This is a genomic window from Variimorphobacter sp. HTMS_6 (genome assembly GCF_059717775.1).
In genome coordinates, this window is record NZ_AP046094.1 from 1951931 (window position 1) to 1968392 (window position 16462).

Annotated in this window: 14 protein-coding genes; 3 read left to right on the forward strand and 11 right to left on the reverse strand. The window is 37.1% G+C overall.

What is annotated here, in order from left to right; translation table 11 throughout:
- Positions 1-246: 246 nt before the first annotated feature.
- Positions 247-645 carry a MerR family transcriptional regulator gene (locus AC6IWN_RS08825; RefSeq protein WP_497992008.1) on the forward strand — a complete coding sequence of 133 codons (399 nt, stop codon included), beginning with the start codon at positions 247-249 and terminating at the stop codon, positions 643-645.
- A gap of 188 nt (positions 646-833) precedes the next feature.
- Here AC6IWN_RS08825 and AC6IWN_RS08830 read toward each other — a convergent pair whose 3' ends face one another.
- From AC6IWN_RS08830 to AC6IWN_RS08880, 11 genes are all read right to left on the reverse strand, one after another.
- On the reverse strand, positions 834-1763 hold the full coding sequence (locus AC6IWN_RS08830) for an SDR family oxidoreductase (protein ID WP_497992009.1): 930 nt from the start codon (positions 1761-1763) through the stop codon (positions 834-836).
- Positions 1764-2303: 540 nt separating this feature from the next.
- Positions 2304-3371, reverse strand: a complete 1068-nt coding sequence (locus AC6IWN_RS08835; protein WP_497992010.1) for an ABC transporter permease subunit — start codon at positions 3369-3371, stop codon at positions 2304-2306.
- Between the two features lies 1 nt (position 3372).
- Entirely contained in the window at positions 3373-4479 is a 1107-nt protein-coding gene (locus tag AC6IWN_RS08840; protein WP_497992011.1) for an ABC transporter permease, read from the reverse strand.
- Positions 4466-5968, reverse strand: a complete 1503-nt coding sequence (locus AC6IWN_RS08845) for a sugar ABC transporter ATP-binding protein (protein WP_497992012.1) — start codon at positions 5966-5968, stop codon at positions 4466-4468. Before AC6IWN_RS08845 ends, AC6IWN_RS08840 begins: the two co-directional genes overlap by 14 nt.
- 174 nt (positions 5969-6142) lie before the next feature.
- Positions 6143-7162 (reverse strand): substrate-binding domain-containing protein, encoded by a 1020-nt coding sequence (locus AC6IWN_RS08850; RefSeq protein WP_497992013.1) that lies wholly within the window; start codon positions 7160-7162, stop codon positions 6143-6145.
- Positions 7163-7346: 184 nt separating this feature from the next.
- Positions 7347-8372 (reverse strand): ABC transporter substrate-binding protein, encoded by a 1026-nt coding sequence (locus AC6IWN_RS08855; protein ID WP_497992014.1) that lies wholly within the window; start codon positions 8370-8372, stop codon positions 7347-7349.
- Between the two features lie 39 nt (positions 8373-8411).
- Positions 8412-9893, reverse strand: coding sequence for a sensor histidine kinase (locus AC6IWN_RS08860; RefSeq protein ID WP_497992015.1), 1482 nt, complete (start codon positions 9891-9893; stop codon positions 8412-8414).
- Entirely contained in the window at positions 9890-11512 is a 1623-nt protein-coding gene (locus AC6IWN_RS08865) for a response regulator (RefSeq protein ID WP_497992016.1), read from the reverse strand. The genes AC6IWN_RS08860 and AC6IWN_RS08865 overlap by 4 nt, the downstream gene beginning before the upstream one ends.
- Before the next feature lie 161 nt (positions 11513-11673).
- The gene (locus tag AC6IWN_RS08870) at positions 11674-12555 is read right to left on the reverse strand and encodes a DMT family transporter (RefSeq protein ID WP_497992017.1); all 882 of its coding nucleotides are present in this window, start codon (positions 12553-12555) and stop codon (positions 11674-11676) included.
- Positions 12556-12975: 420 nt separating this feature from the next.
- Positions 12976-13527, reverse strand: coding sequence for a flavodoxin family protein (locus tag AC6IWN_RS08875; protein ID WP_497992018.1), 552 nt, complete (start codon positions 13525-13527; stop codon positions 12976-12978).
- 32 nt (positions 13528-13559) lie between these two features.
- Positions 13560-14132, reverse strand: a complete 573-nt coding sequence (locus tag AC6IWN_RS08880) for a TetR/AcrR family transcriptional regulator (RefSeq protein ID WP_497992019.1) — start codon at positions 14130-14132, stop codon at positions 13560-13562.
- A 357-nt stretch (positions 14133-14489) separates the two neighbouring features.
- On the opposite strand from AC6IWN_RS08880, the gene AC6IWN_RS08885 reads away from it, so the two are divergent.
- Complete coding sequence (locus tag AC6IWN_RS08885) at positions 14490-16154, forward strand: DUF1538 domain-containing protein (RefSeq protein WP_497992020.1); 1665 nt, start codon at positions 14490-14492, stop codon at positions 16152-16154.
- Positions 16141-16455: a hypothetical protein gene (locus AC6IWN_RS08890; RefSeq protein ID WP_497992021.1), complete on the forward strand. Its 315-nt coding sequence runs from the start codon at positions 16141-16143 to the stop codon at positions 16453-16455. The genes AC6IWN_RS08885 and AC6IWN_RS08890 overlap by 14 nt, the downstream gene beginning before the upstream one ends.
- Positions 16456-16462: the final 7 nt, after the last annotated feature.

The window sequence follows — 16462 nt, forward strand, 5'->3', positions numbered from 1 at the left end:
TTTAAGTTATTTTGCAACTTATTGTTATATACAGAATATTTTGTATTGAGGTGGTGAATTTATGATAAGTGATAACATCGACAATACAAACGAAAAATACTATCTAAAAAAAATGACGAATCCCAATGAAATACCTTCAATTATTAAATCTTGTAAATTACTCAAATAAAGCATATACTATTCAAAGGGCTTAGAGTTCTATCTAAGTCTAAGTCCTTTGAAAAAATATTGCTAAGGAGAAACGATATGTATTCTATTAATGAAGTGGCCAACATATGTGATATTTCCCCCTATACCCTTCGCTTCTATGACAAAGAAGGTTTGCTCCCTTTTGTTTCAAGAAATAGCACCGGTAACAGACAGTTTAGTGATGATGATTTAAATGTTATCAAACTGATTTGTTGTTTAAAAAACACCGGTATGCAAGTAAAAGATATTCGAACATATATTAATTTAGCTATGCAAGGAACTGATACCAATGAACAACGTAAGCAGATTATGATTGATCATCGAAAAAATGTTGTAAACCAAATCGATAGTTTAAAGAAAAATTTAAATATTATTGATCTAAAAATTGCTCTTTATGATAATGACGATGGCACTTCCTTTTCAAAGATATTCGCTGAGCAAGAAGCGAAAAAATAATAATCGACGCTTGATATACAAAATTATTTTACAATCAATCAGACCAGTATAACAGCTCATACTTGATGAGCTCATATCCGAATAAGCTTAACTTACCGGATATGAGCTCTTGTTAATTTTGCAAAATAATTAAGATGTATTGGTATTAAAACATAACCTAAGATTTAAAATAATATTGAATACTTTTGTTAGTTAAACTCTACCTTTGTAAGCTTTTCTGATACATTCCATAATTTTTTACCAACCTGAATGTCTTCTGCCTGTGGTGGAACTTTCGCAAAGGTAGGATATCCTCTCGTCTCACTCATTCGGGATGGTCCATAATAAGTTCCTCCTTTTGCCTCAGGAGCTGTTATGGCATAAAGTGAAGGCCATGCTCCATGCGCTGCCGGTTGAAATAAAAAGGAACCAAAGCGTCGAATAATCCCGGCTGCACTATTCCTTCCTGAACCATTTGGGATCAATTCAGTTCTTGATACTCCGGGATGAACTCCTATACTTGTAATCCCCCATCCCTCTTCATCACTACGACGTTGTAATTCTAATGCAAACATTAGACATGCTAGCTTAGACATTGAATACGTTACCATTGGTTTATACTCTTGCTCCGATTGAAGATCATTAAAATTGATTGCACCATCACGATTTGCTACACTACCCAAACTAATCACTCTAGGATTATGCCCATTCTTTAATAGTGGTAACAGGTGCGCTGTCAAAGCAAAATGTCCAAAATAATTTGTACCCATCTGTAACTCAAATCCGTCCGTAGTAACCTTACGCTTTGGTGGATTCATAACCGCCGCATTGTTTACAAGAATATCCAGACTCTTGTGTTCTGCCCTCAGCTTCTTTCCAAATGTTTCTATTGAAGCAAGATCTGCAAGATCAAGTATCTCAAATCGGATTTTACCGGAAGGAATTACCGCCTTAATCTTTCTGATCGCTTCTTCTCCTTTGCTAATATTTCTACCTGCCATGATAACTTCAGCTCCTGCTCTCGTCATCTCCAAGGCTGTTTCATAACCTATACCACCGGTTCCTGTGATAACAACTGATCTTCCTTTTTGTGATGGAATATCTGCTGAGGTCCAATTCTTTTTCATGTGTTCTGCCATAATAAACTACTCCTTATCCTTAATAATGTTAATTTAATATTCATCGCCTACAGTTTAACTATCACGATATTCTAACGAAAACATAAACCAATCCATTTTCGAATGTCTTTTGTTTATGCTATATAAATGGTAGCACTTAGAGATTTATCGATGTCAAGCATATTTATAAATATTATTTTTTTAATAATTCTACATTTTCAATGCGACAAAAACTATAATTTAAAATTATCTTTTTTATAACTATTAGCTCCACTTCTCTTATATATTATCGCGTTTCCAGTTATTTTTTATATTCCCTAACAGAAAGGAATCTCCCAACCATTCTCCACTTAAAAATCATGGTAAAACATTCGTATTTTAATAAGGTACTAAAAAAAGTGGGGAATCACTTAGAGCCATGTCTAAGTGATTCCCCACTTTTTCTCATATAAAATAATAATTTCATATATTATTTTTTAATATGTTTTATCGTATCAAGTTCTTGCACCCATTATTACTCATGTTATATACGCAAGTCTGATGGTTAAACATAGATAAGCTTTACTTCTTCTTTCTGGAACATATAATACTCTGAAGTACGATAAAGAAGCAAAGCATAGCAGCTCTTGTAATCTGGGGCCACCAAGGATCCTGGCTACCAATCGCTGTAACAACCAGCAGTACAATACCACTTGCTAATACACCGAATAATGTACCAAAGATATTACCTACACCACCGGTAAGTAGTGTTCCACCAATGATGGAAGCTGCAATCGCATCCATTTCAAGACCGGTTGCCTGTTGAACGGAACCGGATCTGGTATGGAATAGATACAGGAACCCGCCAATACCTGCAAGAATACCACAGAGTAAATGTGCATAGAACCTGGTTCTCTTTACATTTATACCAAGCATCAGTGCACTTTGAGCATTACCACCTACTGCATAAAAACTACGACCAAGCTTTGTTTTCTTAAGTAACAAAAACATTAAGCATACTATGATAATTGCTACAACAACACCATATTCCAGCTTTGATTGAATAAATCTGCCTCTTCTGTTAACATCCCCTAAAAATGGTATTAGGATTCGGGCACCAGATAATTTCTCAAAACCTGCGTTATGTACCTGTACCTGATTAACTTCAATCAGAGCAACTAACCCTCGCCCCAAGAACATGCCTGCCAAGGTAACAATAAAGGGCTGCATATCTAGATACGCAACAAGAAATCCCTGAAACGCACCGAACGCGATACCAATCGCCAATGCTAACACCAGCGTGGTGAAAAAGTTGAAGTGATAATTATTCAAGCATACGATACAAGAGGTACAAATCAGCGCAGTGGAACCACCTACTGAGATATCAATACTACCTGTTATCATAACAATTGTTAGACCGCACGCGATTACAATCAGCGCAGCATTTTCATTAAAGAGATTGAAAAACATCTGAACTTTGTTAAACCCTTTATCCCCAAGGAATGCTATAGAAAGAGCATAGATTGCAATAAACAGTGATATCGTAATCGTCAATAAAAAAGCAGTATCGGAAAAAGATTCTTTTCGTTTTAACTTGTTTGGAGCGATTATTGCAGAAGCACTACCTTTCGCTTTATTCAAAAATGACATACTAACCACGCTCCTTTCCATCGACTGCAGTCAATTTTGAGGTTTTTACTCGATTAGCAAAAAAGCTTTTGACCACCGGTGTTTGGATCGCTACAAGTACTATAATAATTACAGCCTTGAACACTGGAACGGCATTTGTATTTACATTCAATGTGGTCAACATCGATGTCAACGTTTGAATGGTATATGCTCCGATAATTGAACCTACCATATTAAATTTACCGCCTCCGAGCGAATTACCACCAAGAGCAACCGCTAAGATAACATCCATTTCAATACTAGGTACTATCGTGTATGGATTAATGGTTTGCACCCTGCTTGCCTGTACAAAACCGGCAATACCAACGCAAAGTCCCAATATAACAAATGTCATAAACTTAATCAAGGCGGGATTTAATCCATTCAAGCTTGAGGACTTCTCATTGATACCTACTGCCTTGGTGTACAGACCAAGATTTGTCTTTTTTAACGCAAGGTATGTGACTGCAACAACCCCAATTGTAATTATAATTGGCATAGGAATAGGAAACCCGGGATAAAAGTTACCATAATATCCAAAAGAACTCACCGCCTTCGGTTTCAGTCCACCCATCGCCATGGAGCCTATTGATCGACCTGCCGTAAACAGTATGAGTGTAGCTACCATCGGTTGTATGTTAAATTTCGATACAAGAATACCATTAAATGCTCCACAAGCCATACCGGCAAGACATCCAAGTAAAAGTGCAACAATAACCGGTGCATGTAAGGCAGCTGGTTGAGTCTCGGTTCCGCATAATACACGCATTATCACACCACCAACTATCGCTACGGTAGCACCAACACTAATGTCCTGTCCTCTGGAGGATGACGTAACAAGAGTCATTCCGATTGCAAGGATAACAAGTTCTGTCGCATTGTTAATGATATTGATTAAATTACCTATTAATACAGGATTTCCAGCACTGTCTTTACCCATACTGATTTTAAGAAAACCAGGATTAATAAACACATTAATTAATAATAGAAAAGCCAAAAATGCAATGGGAATAAACAATCTGTGCCTTGTCAATGTGTTAAAAACCGATACGGTTTGATCGGAATCAAGTTTTTTATTATTTCTCGACATTTTGATTTACTCCCCCCGCAATAGTATACATTATTTTATCCTGTGTCATTTCATCACCTTTTAACTCTCCTACTACATTTAGGTCACGCATAACAATCAGTCTGGAACAGGTACGAAGCATTTCCTCAATCTCAGATGAAATGAATGTGATACTCATACCCTCTGAGGCAAGCTTAAGTACCAGTTTCTGTATTTCAACCTTAGTACCGATATCAATTCCGCGTGTCGGTTCATCAAGAATAAGGTATTCCGGGTGTGTAAGTAACCAACGGGCTAGAATAACTTTTTGCTGATTTCCGCCAGATAACGAGTTAATTGGGGTATCCGCAGATGCGGTTTTTATTCCGAGTAATTTGATATACTCATCCGCAAAGGCTTGCGCCTGTGCTTTCGTAAACGGCCTGAAGAATCCTCTCATAACCTGCAATGCAAGTATGATATTATCACGAACGGATAAATCTCCAATAATTCCGTCCCTCTTACGATCCTCCGGAAGATAACCGATCCCTTTCTTCATCGCTTTAATTGGTGAAGTTATATTAATGTTCTCACCTTTGATTTTCAAATTACCTTTCAAGACCTTGTCTGCGCCAAAAATCGCGCGAACACATTCACTACGACCTGATCCTAGCAACCCAGCAAAACCCGTTACTTCACCCTTGTATGCAGAGAAATCGAACGGTTTAATACCGGAAGCACTTGACAGTCCCTCTGTTTTGATGATAATTTCTTTTTCTCCATCGTTGTCGAATCCTGCTTCATTATGTATTTCAGCTAAATCACCAAGTTCCTTACCCATCATCTTGGCAACAAGCTCAACCTTAGGCAAATCCTTTATTTGATATTCCCCAACAAGTTCACCGTTTCGCAAAACTGTAATTTTATCGCATAACTCGTAGACTTGATCTAGGAAATGGGTAACAAAGATGATACCTACTCCTCTTTCTTTCAGCTCACGCATCAGTGCGAACAATTTAGCTACCTCTTGTTCATCCAGTGATGAGGTAGGCTCGTCAAGTATCAACACTTTACAGTCCATATCAATCGCTCTGGCAATCGCCACCATTTGTTGAACTGCTAAAGAGCAGTTTGACAATTGCTGTGTTGGATCTGCCGGTATCCCAAGACCCTTTAGAATTGTTTCTGCTCTATTGTTGTTCTTCTTCCAATCAACCAACATATTATTGGTTCTTCCTATAAATAGGTTTTCAGCAACCGTCAGGTTCGGGCATAATGTAATTTCCTGGTACACTGTACTTATTCCCAATTTTTGAGAATCCTGAGGCGACTTGATTAAAACCGGCTTATCGTGTCCCTTAATACTAATTTCTCCCAAATCCTTCGAATAGACCCCGGTCAAAACTTTAATTAAGGTTGATTTCCCAGCACCGTTTTCCCCCATCAGTGCGTGGATTTCTCCTTCACATAAAGTAAAATCAACATTCTGTAAGGCACGTACACCGGGAAAGCTTTTATAAATTCCTCGCATTGTAAGTACTTTTTCCTGCATAGTAATAATAATTCAACCTCCGTTCAAGCAAGATATCTTAAAAAATGCGCGGTACCAGAATCTGCGAACTATATCCACACATTCGGCGCCGCGCATTTTGGTCAATATCATACCCTATCAATTTGAATGGTTATCGAACGCTTTAATTATGTATTAATAAGGACGTGCATCAACAACTTCTTTTGTGATAGTGTCACAGTCAAACTCTTCCTCAGCAACATAAGCGTTCTTCTCAACAGTCTCGCCAGCTTCCAATTTATTAATAAGCTCAACAATACGAGGTCCATGAAGAGGATTACACTCTACATCAAGGTTGAATTTACCATCAAGAACATTCTGAAGTGCCCACTTATTCGCATCAAAAGCGATAACCTTTACATCGCCTGTCTTACCATATTTAATACCAGCTGCATCCATAGCATCACAAGCACCACGAGCCATGTTATCATTCTCAGCATAAACTACATTGAATTTTGTGCCTTTTGCAATAAGATCAGCAACAGCCTGCTTTGCAAGGTTCTCATCCCAACCCTTCATGTTCTGATTTAATACGATTTTCCAGCCATTCGCTTTTGCACCATCTTCAATTGCTTTGGAACGTCCAAGCTGTGCGGAAGAACCTGTATCACCACCAAGTACTACAATATTACTCTCTTTAAGAGCCTGTTTCTTTAACCAATCTACTGCTTTTTTACCTTCTGCTTCGAAATCGGAACAAACCATTGCAGTGTAAAGATCTTCAGACAGATCAAGCTTACGGTCAGCCATAATAAAAGGTATTCCTGCTTCTTTAGCAGCCTTTGCTACATCTTCCCAACCTGCTGATTGAAGTCCTAATACAACAAGATAATCAACTTCTTCCTGGATAAGCTGCTGTGCCTGAGAAATCTGTTTTGCATGGTCACCCTCACCGTAAACCATTTTCAGTTCAAAACCTGCTTTACCAAATGCATCCTGGAATGATTTTGTGTTAGCAGTACGCCAGTCAGACTCGTTTGCATTTGTCTGAACAACACCAACAACAACTTTTTTATCAGATTTGTCAGGTGCATCCGTTGTTTTACCAGGTGCCTTAGTTACATCACTTGAGGATGCGGACTTATCTTTGCTACCACATGCAGCAAGTGATAATACTAGTGTCAGTACCATAATGATGGATAATAATTTTTTCATATTTTTTTCCTCCAATTTTTATTAACTCATATATCGAGTTTACTGGTATGTACAAGTATAAATGTCCTATACATAGAAAAATACGGAAATTACTCCAGTCATTGTAGTATATTTTACTGCGATTTTTCTTAATAATGTTTTTGGTTAAGATTCTTATGAAATATGTTTGTTTTCTTACGTTTTACTAGTAACTTCTTCCGACACGATCTTTACTTGCATTTTTTGCTTCAAAGACCTTCTCATCTACATAAGATACCTTAGATACTTTTTTCCCTTTTTCCAATCGATCGATAATCTTTGCGATCAAAGGACCTTGTAGTGGGTTACATTCAATATCTACATTAATTAAGCCTTTTTCCATCTTATCAAATGCTTCCGAAACAGCATCAAAGGATATAACCGTTATATCTCCGTTCACTCCACAGGTTAGCCCTGCTTCCTGTATCGCCTCAATTGCACCAAAAGTCATATCATCATTTTGAGAAATCAGGACATCAATATCATGATATTTCTGTAAAAGTTTATACATTACTTCCTTGCCCTTCGCTTTCGTAAAATCACCGTTTTCCCGTGCAAGAACATTCCAGTTTCCATGTTTATCTGCAATATCATTAAAACCACCGGAACGTCCTATCTGCGCTGTGGAATCCGGTGTACCCTGCAGTTCAACTATATTTATGGTGTCAGTATCTCGCTTTTTTTTCTCAAGGTATTGCTCCAGCCACAGTCCAGCCTTCTTGCCTTCCGCATATTTATCCGTGCCCACACTGGCGACGTATAGGTTATTTTTTCTCGTATCAATCATACGATCCACCAGTATTACCGGAATACCTGCTTCCTTTGCCTCCTCCAAAACAGTATCCCAACCGGTCTCCGTCGTTGGCGCTATCACAATATAATCAACCTCTTGAAATATGAAGCTTCTTATATCCTTAATTTGGTTTTCCTGTTTTTGTCTGGCATTGCTAAAGATCAGAGAAAATCCATTCTCATCAGCCAAGGCTTTTTGGATTGATTTTGTATTCGCTGAACGCCAGTCTGATTCTGAACCAAGCTGCGAGAATCCGACAACAATCAAATCCGAATTCTTATCGTCTGCGTTGTCTTTATCGTAATACTGCTGAATTTTTATCGGTCTCAGGCTACAGTTGACAAGGATAATCGGAATAGCCAAAAAAACAACTAATATAATGATGAGTTTTTTATTCATATTAATCCTCCATACTACAAATACCCATGAATATGAGCATCAGCACACTCTTCTTTCAATCAACCTGGCCGGAATCGTAATCGTAATAATTGTGCCTTCCCCTTTTTTGCTCAGGATATCAAGTCCATACATGCTACCATAATTTAACTTGATTCTCTTATTTACATTTGCTAAACCAAAGCCGGTGCTCTGTTCACTACCAGGAACTTCTACTGCTTTTCTTAGCGCCTTTAATTCCTCTTCATCCATTCCTATCCCGTTATCCATAACCTGTAAGCAGATATCTTCACCTTTTTTCATTCCGGTGACAGTTATCTTCCCTCTGGCTCTAAGCATTTTAATCCCATGATATAAGGAATTCTCAACTAGAGGTTGCAAAGTCAATTTAAGGATCTGATAGTGATACAACTCCTGTTCTATCGCAATCTCATAATCTAGAATATCGCAATATCTGGATTGCTGTATCTGCAGATAGCTTTTAATATGCATTTCCTCTTCTAGAATTGATATGAAATCTCTTCCCTTGCTCACTGCTACCCGGAAAAAGTCAGACAGAGATACTACTATATCAATTGCTTCTCTATTCTTATTTCCTTCAATCAACCAGATAATCGTATCAAGTGTGTTATATAGAAAATGCGGATTGATCTGCGCCTGCAATAGCTTAGATTCCATATTCCTTAAGTTTTCCTGTTCCTGTCTGATACTGTTAACCTGCTGTTCTAATTTTATCGCCATATCATTAAAACTATCGGATAATACCGACAGCTCATCATGATTCTCACAGGAGGTTCTTGTAGTAAAATCTCCTTTTGCAACCAAAGCAGTCTTTTCACATAGCATCTTAATAGGTTTTGTAATGCTGTCGGTTAATAGAACATTCATTAAAAAGGATGCAATAATAATAGAAGCCAGCGCAACAATCATCGTCAGAATCACTCTTGTCACCTGTTTGTTCAAACTATGCCTTATCGCTTCAAAGTTCTTTGTTTCATAATAGATGTAATACTGAATTTCTTCTTGGAATAGCTCAGTTAATATATAGATGTCCGACTCCAGCATCTTAATATTTTCTTCATAATGACCCGGATGATCAAGATTTTCCCGAATTTCATTGATTCTATCCTCCAAAGTGTCCAGATTACGAAGGATACGCTTAATCCAACTAAGACTTTCTCTGCTTGTGGTGATCTCCTGCAGCTTTGTAAAACTTATCCTTGCAGCTGATATCAACTCATAAGGATTTTTTAAATCTTGATTGTCATCAATGGAATCAAAAGTTTCAGCTTCCACAACAATCTTGTACATACTTTCGTCCATCTCTTCTTTGAAATTAAGGTTATAACTATTCGCTGAGGTAATTCTGCGCACAATTGTATCATAAGCCGTACTATAATTATGAAGAGCTGTAATCTGGTATACCGAGAGAATAATCATCGGAATGATGACGATAGCTGCTACCAGAATTAATTTTAGCCGCAGTGGGTATTTAATTGGTTTTTCACTTGTATATTTCGTCATTCTTCGCCTTTCCCCTGCAACCTGTATTCAGACGGCGTACAATTTTGTGTTTTCTTAAATATATAGCTAAAATAATGGGAATCCAGATAACCTACCAAATATCCAATCTCTGTAATCTTTCTACCCGAGCATCTTAAATATTCTTTCGCCTTGGACATACGAAGTTCTGTTAAATATTCGATAAAAGTCATCCCAGTCTCCTGATTGAACAATGAACTAAAATAATTCGGACTTATATTCACCTTTGATGCAACCTTATCAAGCGTCAGATCACTGGTAGCATATTTGTAATGGATATATTCCTTGGCCTTTTCAATAAGTCCTGAATATCTTTTTTGACTACTTTTATTACGCAGTTCAATTGCTCCCTTCAGCAGAGTTTTGTAGAATTTACTGCACTCTTCCAGACTGGTAAGCTGTTCCGTGATATCATTCATATTCTTAATACTGTTATCTATCATTTCCTTTGAATACTTAAGATCCTTCAAGAATTTCATGATGGCGGTATATCCATCCATCATAATATACTGGCGAAAAAGCGTAGAGCTCGTGGCTTTTGTATCGAGTCCGTCAAAATATCTGTCTACGAATTCATCCACATCTTGTATCGTACCCCTCTTTAAGAACTCTTCTAAGAGCGTTCGATCCAGCTTCTCAAGATTCAACTCACTAACGTTAACATGATTACCTACTTGTTCATTCATAATCCGTATATCACGGTAAGATAAGAACTGATCCCCACGTTCAAAATACCTTAAAGAAAAAGCCCTATTTGCATCTAAATAAGACTGCTGTATATCACGGATACGGTGAACAACTCTACCAATTCCTCCAAAATAATGCACCCTGTCTTCGCATATATTGATTAACAGATTACAAAGCTCCTGATTTAACGCATTAATCTGATCCTTACTTTCTCCTAATAAAATAAACGCCCAACCATCTAAACCACGCTCAAAAACTTTAATGTCTGGATAATTTCTCAATGCTTCTTGCATTCCTGCTTCACATTGTACTATTTCATTAGAGTATTCATACATATCCTCTTGTACCTTAAATTGAAATAACATAACGCAAAAAACACTTGCTACCATATTGATACCAAGTTCTTCTTCCTGTCCAATAATCTGTGAAAGCGTTAATTTTCCGCTAACTAACGCATTAAAAAAATCTTTTCTTTTCTCGCCCTGTTTTTGATAAACGAGTAGCTGATACTGCTCAAGTATATGTTTTTCTTTTCGTTCCTTTTCAATAGAAGCAGCCGCATTTTTCACAGAAGCCATAAGCTTTGTCGATGTAACCGGTTTCAGGAGATATTCTGTAATTCCAATATCAATCGCCTGCTGAGCGTAAGCGAAATCACTATACCCGCTTATAATAATGATTTTCAGCTGGGGCATCTCCTTTTTTAATAGCTTGCTTAGCTCCAGTCCATCCATAAATGGCATCTTAATATCCGTAATAAGAATATCCGGCTGTTCTCTTAAAATCATAGGATAAGCTAATTCGCCGTCACTTTCATCCCCGGCAATGATAAATCCTTCCTCTTCCCAATGTATATTGTTCTTAATACCTTCTCTAACTACAATTTCATCCTCTACTATAAAAACCTTATACATGTTTCCCCCCGAATACATTTAATATAAAATTTTAAATCATTTTACGTATATAAATAAGGTCGGCTGTAGAAAGTTGCTAAACGTGTTAATTATGTATTTCTAATTATTCTAATCATACCATAAATCTCCACATATTGCGAAATATTTCTGTATGATTATGGCTATACTCTTGGATTAAAAATATTCCCTCCGAAGTTAAAAATAAAAACTCCCAATAATATAATACCTCCACCTACTATTGTTGAAAGTTCCGGAACTTCTTTTGCAAGGATAAAACCTAAGAAACTTGTTAAAAATGGTGTGACAAACATGTAGTTGCTGACCTGAGATGTTTGCTTTGCCTTTGCAAAGGCCATAGACCACGAAACATAGGCAATTGCGCTGGAGAATATACCAAGTATAACAAGGTAAAACAATTGAATCGTCGGAGCATTCGTTACTTCTTTTACTGAAGCAGGAGAAAAAACAGCTAGCAGGATTGTGCCAAAGAAAATCCCATATGCGGATGTTTGTAATGCAGAATATGTTCTAGTTAGCTTACGCTGCAGAAGATTATACAGGCTAAGAGCTAAAGCCCCCAATAATAACCAGAGTAGTCCAATATTAATTGATAAAATCCCATCCATTAGGGTGAGTATTACAACCCCACTAAATTCAATAGCAATTGCAAGCCATTGAAAGAAACGCAGTTTTTCCTTATAAACAAATCGTGCTATTAAAGCTGTGATTACAGGGACAGTAGAAATTACAACACTTCCTGTAGATGCAGTAACCGCTTTTTGCCCTTGATTAAAGGCAATCATATAAAAGAAAAATCCCAAAGCACCCGCAAGTATAAACTGAGGCAAATCTTTTCTATTCGGTAATTTCATCTTCGTTACTATCGCAACAATCAACAGTATAGCGGAAGCAATCACATAACGAAGGAATCCCAATGAAAATGGTGTAAAATATTGTAACGTTAATCTTGTTAACACGTAAGCTAATGACCAAAATATAATAGTGATTATCGCGTAAATGTGGAAATTATTTTTTATTTTCATATATATTCCCCTTCTCAACTTACTATTTTAAGCATTTTATATTTTATATACACTACGGATTATTAAGACTATAAGAACCAATTTCTCATGTCTTGCTATACGCATTTTAGAAATTTTAACATTCGGTAATAGGTCTGTCAATTTCTTTCACATGATTCAATATCTTAGCTTCTGATGAAAAGATATTGAATCACGAGTTATATATTAACACCGGAACAGAAAGATCATCTCTCCTCTACGTGTACTGTATCATGATTAATTTTGTGAGATATTGCATTAATAAGTTCCTCTGTTGCAGGTACTTCCCCCTTGCTGGGAATGCTTGCTTATAAAATCATTAAAGGCTAAAAAAATAAAGCACGTGGCTGACACCACATGCTTTATTTTTTAACTTGAAACAACCAACTTTCATAAATTCAACTACTTCTGAGATTGACGCACAACTTCTTTCGACAATTTCTCTTTCAAGATGTCGAGTGTATGTTCCGCCAGTCTTTCAATATCCTCTTCAGTAAGTCGATATTTACTTGTATCATGCGTCGTTGGCTTCGGTTCAGTTGGTAGAAGGTCAATAATATTGTGATCAATGAGTACGCATGGTTTGTTGCCGGTTCTTTTCATGAGTTTTTCTTCCAGCCCCGGATTATCGTTCATGGCGCCGCCACTGATTGAGACATAAGCGTATTTTATCGGATGCTTTTTAAGAAATCCAAGATACGAGCGGAGAGGAAATGCTGGCTGCCCCATCCATATAGGGGCCACAAATATAATTAGGTCGTAAGACGATAAAACCTGCTCCCCAGGTTGTGTGAACGGTATCCTTCCCAAAAGTAGGTCTATGGCTATTGTCCCGTTTGTGCGTTTTTTTCGTTCTGTCACCCTGATGTGCTCCACCTTCAATTCCTTTGCAATTCGTGTCGCTATGGCTTCGTTATTGCCTGTTAGCGAGTATGATATAATTGCTGTTTTCATTGTTCATCCTCCAATAATTCATCGAGTTACGGTCATTCTACTAAGCCCTTGAGTGTAAACTCCGTAAGGTATTCCTGCAACCGTGGAAAATATTGTAATCCTATCTCTTCCTTATGTGTGTCGAGATTAATAATAGCAACAAACATAGCCATTATTAGCTCACTGTCAATGTCGGTTCTAATTTTCCCTTCGGCTTGCCATGCTTGAATGAGTGCTAAGGTATCCCGATAAAAAAAATCAATCGTACTCAGGCCGTTCTCATCCCTAAATAGGCGTTCAATCTTATCAAAGACATCCCGATTGTACCACTGCGAAAGAATGGAATTAGTCTTAATGCCTTCCATGTTGAGAGCCATTACCTTCTTAATGAGTTCAAAAGGTTCCTCACTCGGGTCGGTGGCAGCCAGTATCCTCTCCTTTAATGCTTTGTTTTCTTCCAGATAAATCTCCATAAATAACTTCTCTTTGGAGGGATAATATTTATAAAATGTACCCACGGCATAACCTGCCATCTTAGTGATATCTGCGACGTTGGTGTCCTTGAACCCAGTACTACCAAAGAGTTCCTTTCCGCAACGAAATAGTACCGCCTTTTTATCTTCCATATTCTAATCTCCATCAAATGTGTCGTGAATTAAAATTAATTCATCTGTTCATATCATAATCCAATAATGAATGAATGTCAATTATATTCATTCATTAATATATTTTTACACAAGATAAATAAAACCCCATAAATTATTGCATAATTGTTCAAAATAATGTACAATTACTTTATATGCACATAAGTTATTGATTAATTGTTATACTAAACCCATCTATAGTGTAATTACTTTCAAATCATGTTTTTATCTGAGAGCAATTTGATTCTGTTAATGTAATTTCATTTTAATTCAGTAAATAATGTAATAATTTAATTGTTTTATAACTATATGTACATAAATTTGAGATAGGAGAACGTGATGAATTTTTCAAACCTAAAAAGTAAACTAACTATTTTTAACACCACGCTGAAGGAAGTTTTTATTTCCTCACTACCTCTTGCAATAATCATTATTATTGTATGTGTTTTTATCGCACCCCTAAACAACAAATCCGATTACATAAAATTGATTGTCGGTTATTTTAGTGTTGTTGTAGGGCAAGCCGTTTTTTTAATCGGACTTAATCTAAGTATTCTTCCGATTGGTATGCTTGTTGGAGGATCACTTATTAAACTAAAAAAAGCCGCTTATATTATATTCTTTGGTTTGGTTTTTGGTCTGCTGGCTACCGTTGCTGAGCCTGCATTGACTGTTTTAGCCAGACAGACGAATATGGTTATGCCAATTATTAATGAGACCATATTTATATGGATTATGGGCTTTGGAATTGGTGCTATGGTTGGCTTTTCCCTTTTCCGAATTATGAAAGACTTCAATATTAAGATAGTTTTTGCTGTTTTGTATATTTTAACCTTTTTGGTACTTATCTTCGTACCCAATGAATTTGTCGCTCTTGCCTTTGATGGAAGCGGTGCAACCACCGGTGACATCTCTGTTCCTTTTATCTTGGCACTTGGTATGGGTATCTCACTTACTATGTCCAAACATAAAAGTAATGATGATACCTTTGGTATCATCGGTCTGGCTTCCATTGGTCCCATACTAGCTTTATCTATCTATGCAATTATCCTTAACATTAATTACAACGGCGTTTTACCTCCAGAGCAACTTTATGCTCCCGGAACTGAGATTACGATTCGTGAAATCCTATCCGGCAATTTAGTGGGAGTTACTCTTGCACTTGTTCCTGTAATCGTAATCTTCCTACCGTTTCAATTCTTTTTGATCAAACAACCGAAGAAGGACTTTATTAATATTCTACTTGGGGCTGGGATTGTATTTGTCGGATTAATGATATTCCTGTCCGGAATAGACTACGGCTTTGCCTTTGCCGGAAAATACATCGGCGAGATTTTTCTGGAAGCTTCTCGCCCAGAATGGTTTAAGTGGCTGTTACTACTCATCGGATACATTCTTGGTGCCGCGATTACTTTATCAGAGCCTGCGGTAACCGTACTCGGAGAACAGCTGGAGGAAATAACGAATGGTCACATAAAAAAGATGACAATACGAATGACTCTTGCAATCGGAATTGGGTTTGCCTCACTACTTGCAATGGTAAAAATTCTGACCGAGGTAAATATCCTGTGGTTTTTAGTTCCTCTCTATGCAATTTCACTTATTATGATGAAATTCACTCCTAAACTATTTGTTGGATTGGCCTTCGACTCGGGTGGTGTATCCGGCGGAGCTTTAACCTCAGCCTTTTTAACACCACTAACTCTTGGTGTAGCTCAAGCGGTAGCTCAGAAATCCACAACAGGAGGACAGTCAATATTAGTAAACGGCTTCGGAATTATTGCATTTATTTCAGTTACCCCATTGATAGCTGTACAATTTTTAGGTATAGTGTATGATATAGCTCTGAGGAAGGTAGAAAAAGCCGAGCAAGAAGATGAGCTTCATGAATTAGAGGAATTGGCTATAATCGCAAATCGAGGTAGTCAATTGGACTCGCAGGGTAATAAAAATATGCATTTAATTAAAAAAGAGGAGGGAACCAATCACCTTGATGAATTCTGATTATTCAATTGATCATTTAACAGTAATTGCTGCAAGAAAATATAAGGATGATATATTGAAATTAATGCTTAACTCAGGTTGCCACCTAATTGAAGTGGTGTATGCCAAAGGTTCTGTACAAACTGGTTATTTTAAAGATATGATAGGCCTTGTTCCTGATGAGAAAAAGATTTTAATTACTTGTTTGGTAACAAGTAACTTAACACCCCAGCTGATGGAACAGTTTATTACAAAGTTAAATTTTAATAGGCCAAATACAGGGATCGCATTTATCGTCCCTGTTGATAAGTTATCCGTATAATAATGGA

What these genes read in the sequence shown, in the direction of transcription:
- AC6IWN_RS08825 (WP_497992008.1), top strand. Translation starts at nt 247, where the DNA reads ATGTATTCTATTAATGAAGTGGCCAACATATGTGATATTTCCCCCTAT.
- AC6IWN_RS08830 (WP_497992009.1), bottom strand. Translation starts at nt 1,763, where the DNA reads ATGGCAGAACACATGAAAAAGAATTGGACCTCAGCAGATATTCCATCA.
- AC6IWN_RS08835 (WP_497992010.1), bottom strand. Translation starts at nt 3,371, where the DNA reads ATGTCATTTTTGAATAAAGCGAAAGGTAGTGCTTCTGCAATAATCGCT.
- AC6IWN_RS08840 (WP_497992011.1), bottom strand. Translation starts at nt 4,479, where the DNA reads ATGTCGAGAAATAATAAAAAACTTGATTCCGATCAAACCGTATCGGTT.
- AC6IWN_RS08845 (WP_497992012.1), bottom strand. Translation starts at nt 5,968, where the DNA reads ATGCGAGGAATTTATAAAAGCTTTCCCGGTGTACGTGCCTTACAGAAT.
- AC6IWN_RS08850 (WP_497992013.1), bottom strand. Translation starts at nt 7,162, where the DNA reads ATGAAAAAATTATTATCCATCATTATGGTACTGACACTAGTATTATCA.
- AC6IWN_RS08855 (WP_497992014.1), bottom strand. Translation starts at nt 8,372, where the DNA reads ATGAATAAAAAACTCATCATTATATTAGTTGTTTTTTTGGCTATTCCG.
- AC6IWN_RS08860 (WP_497992015.1), bottom strand. Translation starts at nt 9,893, where the DNA reads ATGACGAAATATACAAGTGAAAAACCAATTAAATACCCACTGCGGCTA.
- AC6IWN_RS08865 (WP_497992016.1), bottom strand. Translation starts at nt 11,512, where the DNA reads ATGTATAAGGTTTTTATAGTAGAGGATGAAATTGTAGTTAGAGAAGGT.
- AC6IWN_RS08870 (WP_497992017.1), bottom strand. Translation starts at nt 12,555, where the DNA reads ATGAAAATAAAAAATAATTTCCACATTTACGCGATAATCACTATTATA.
- AC6IWN_RS08875 (WP_497992018.1), bottom strand. Translation starts at nt 13,527, where the DNA reads ATGAAAACAGCAATTATATCATACTCGCTAACAGGCAATAACGAAGCC.
- AC6IWN_RS08880 (WP_497992019.1), bottom strand. Translation starts at nt 14,132, where the DNA reads ATGGAAGATAAAAAGGCGGTACTATTTCGTTGCGGAAAGGAACTCTTT.
- AC6IWN_RS08885 (WP_497992020.1), top strand. Translation starts at nt 14,490, where the DNA reads ATGAATTTTTCAAACCTAAAAAGTAAACTAACTATTTTTAACACCACG.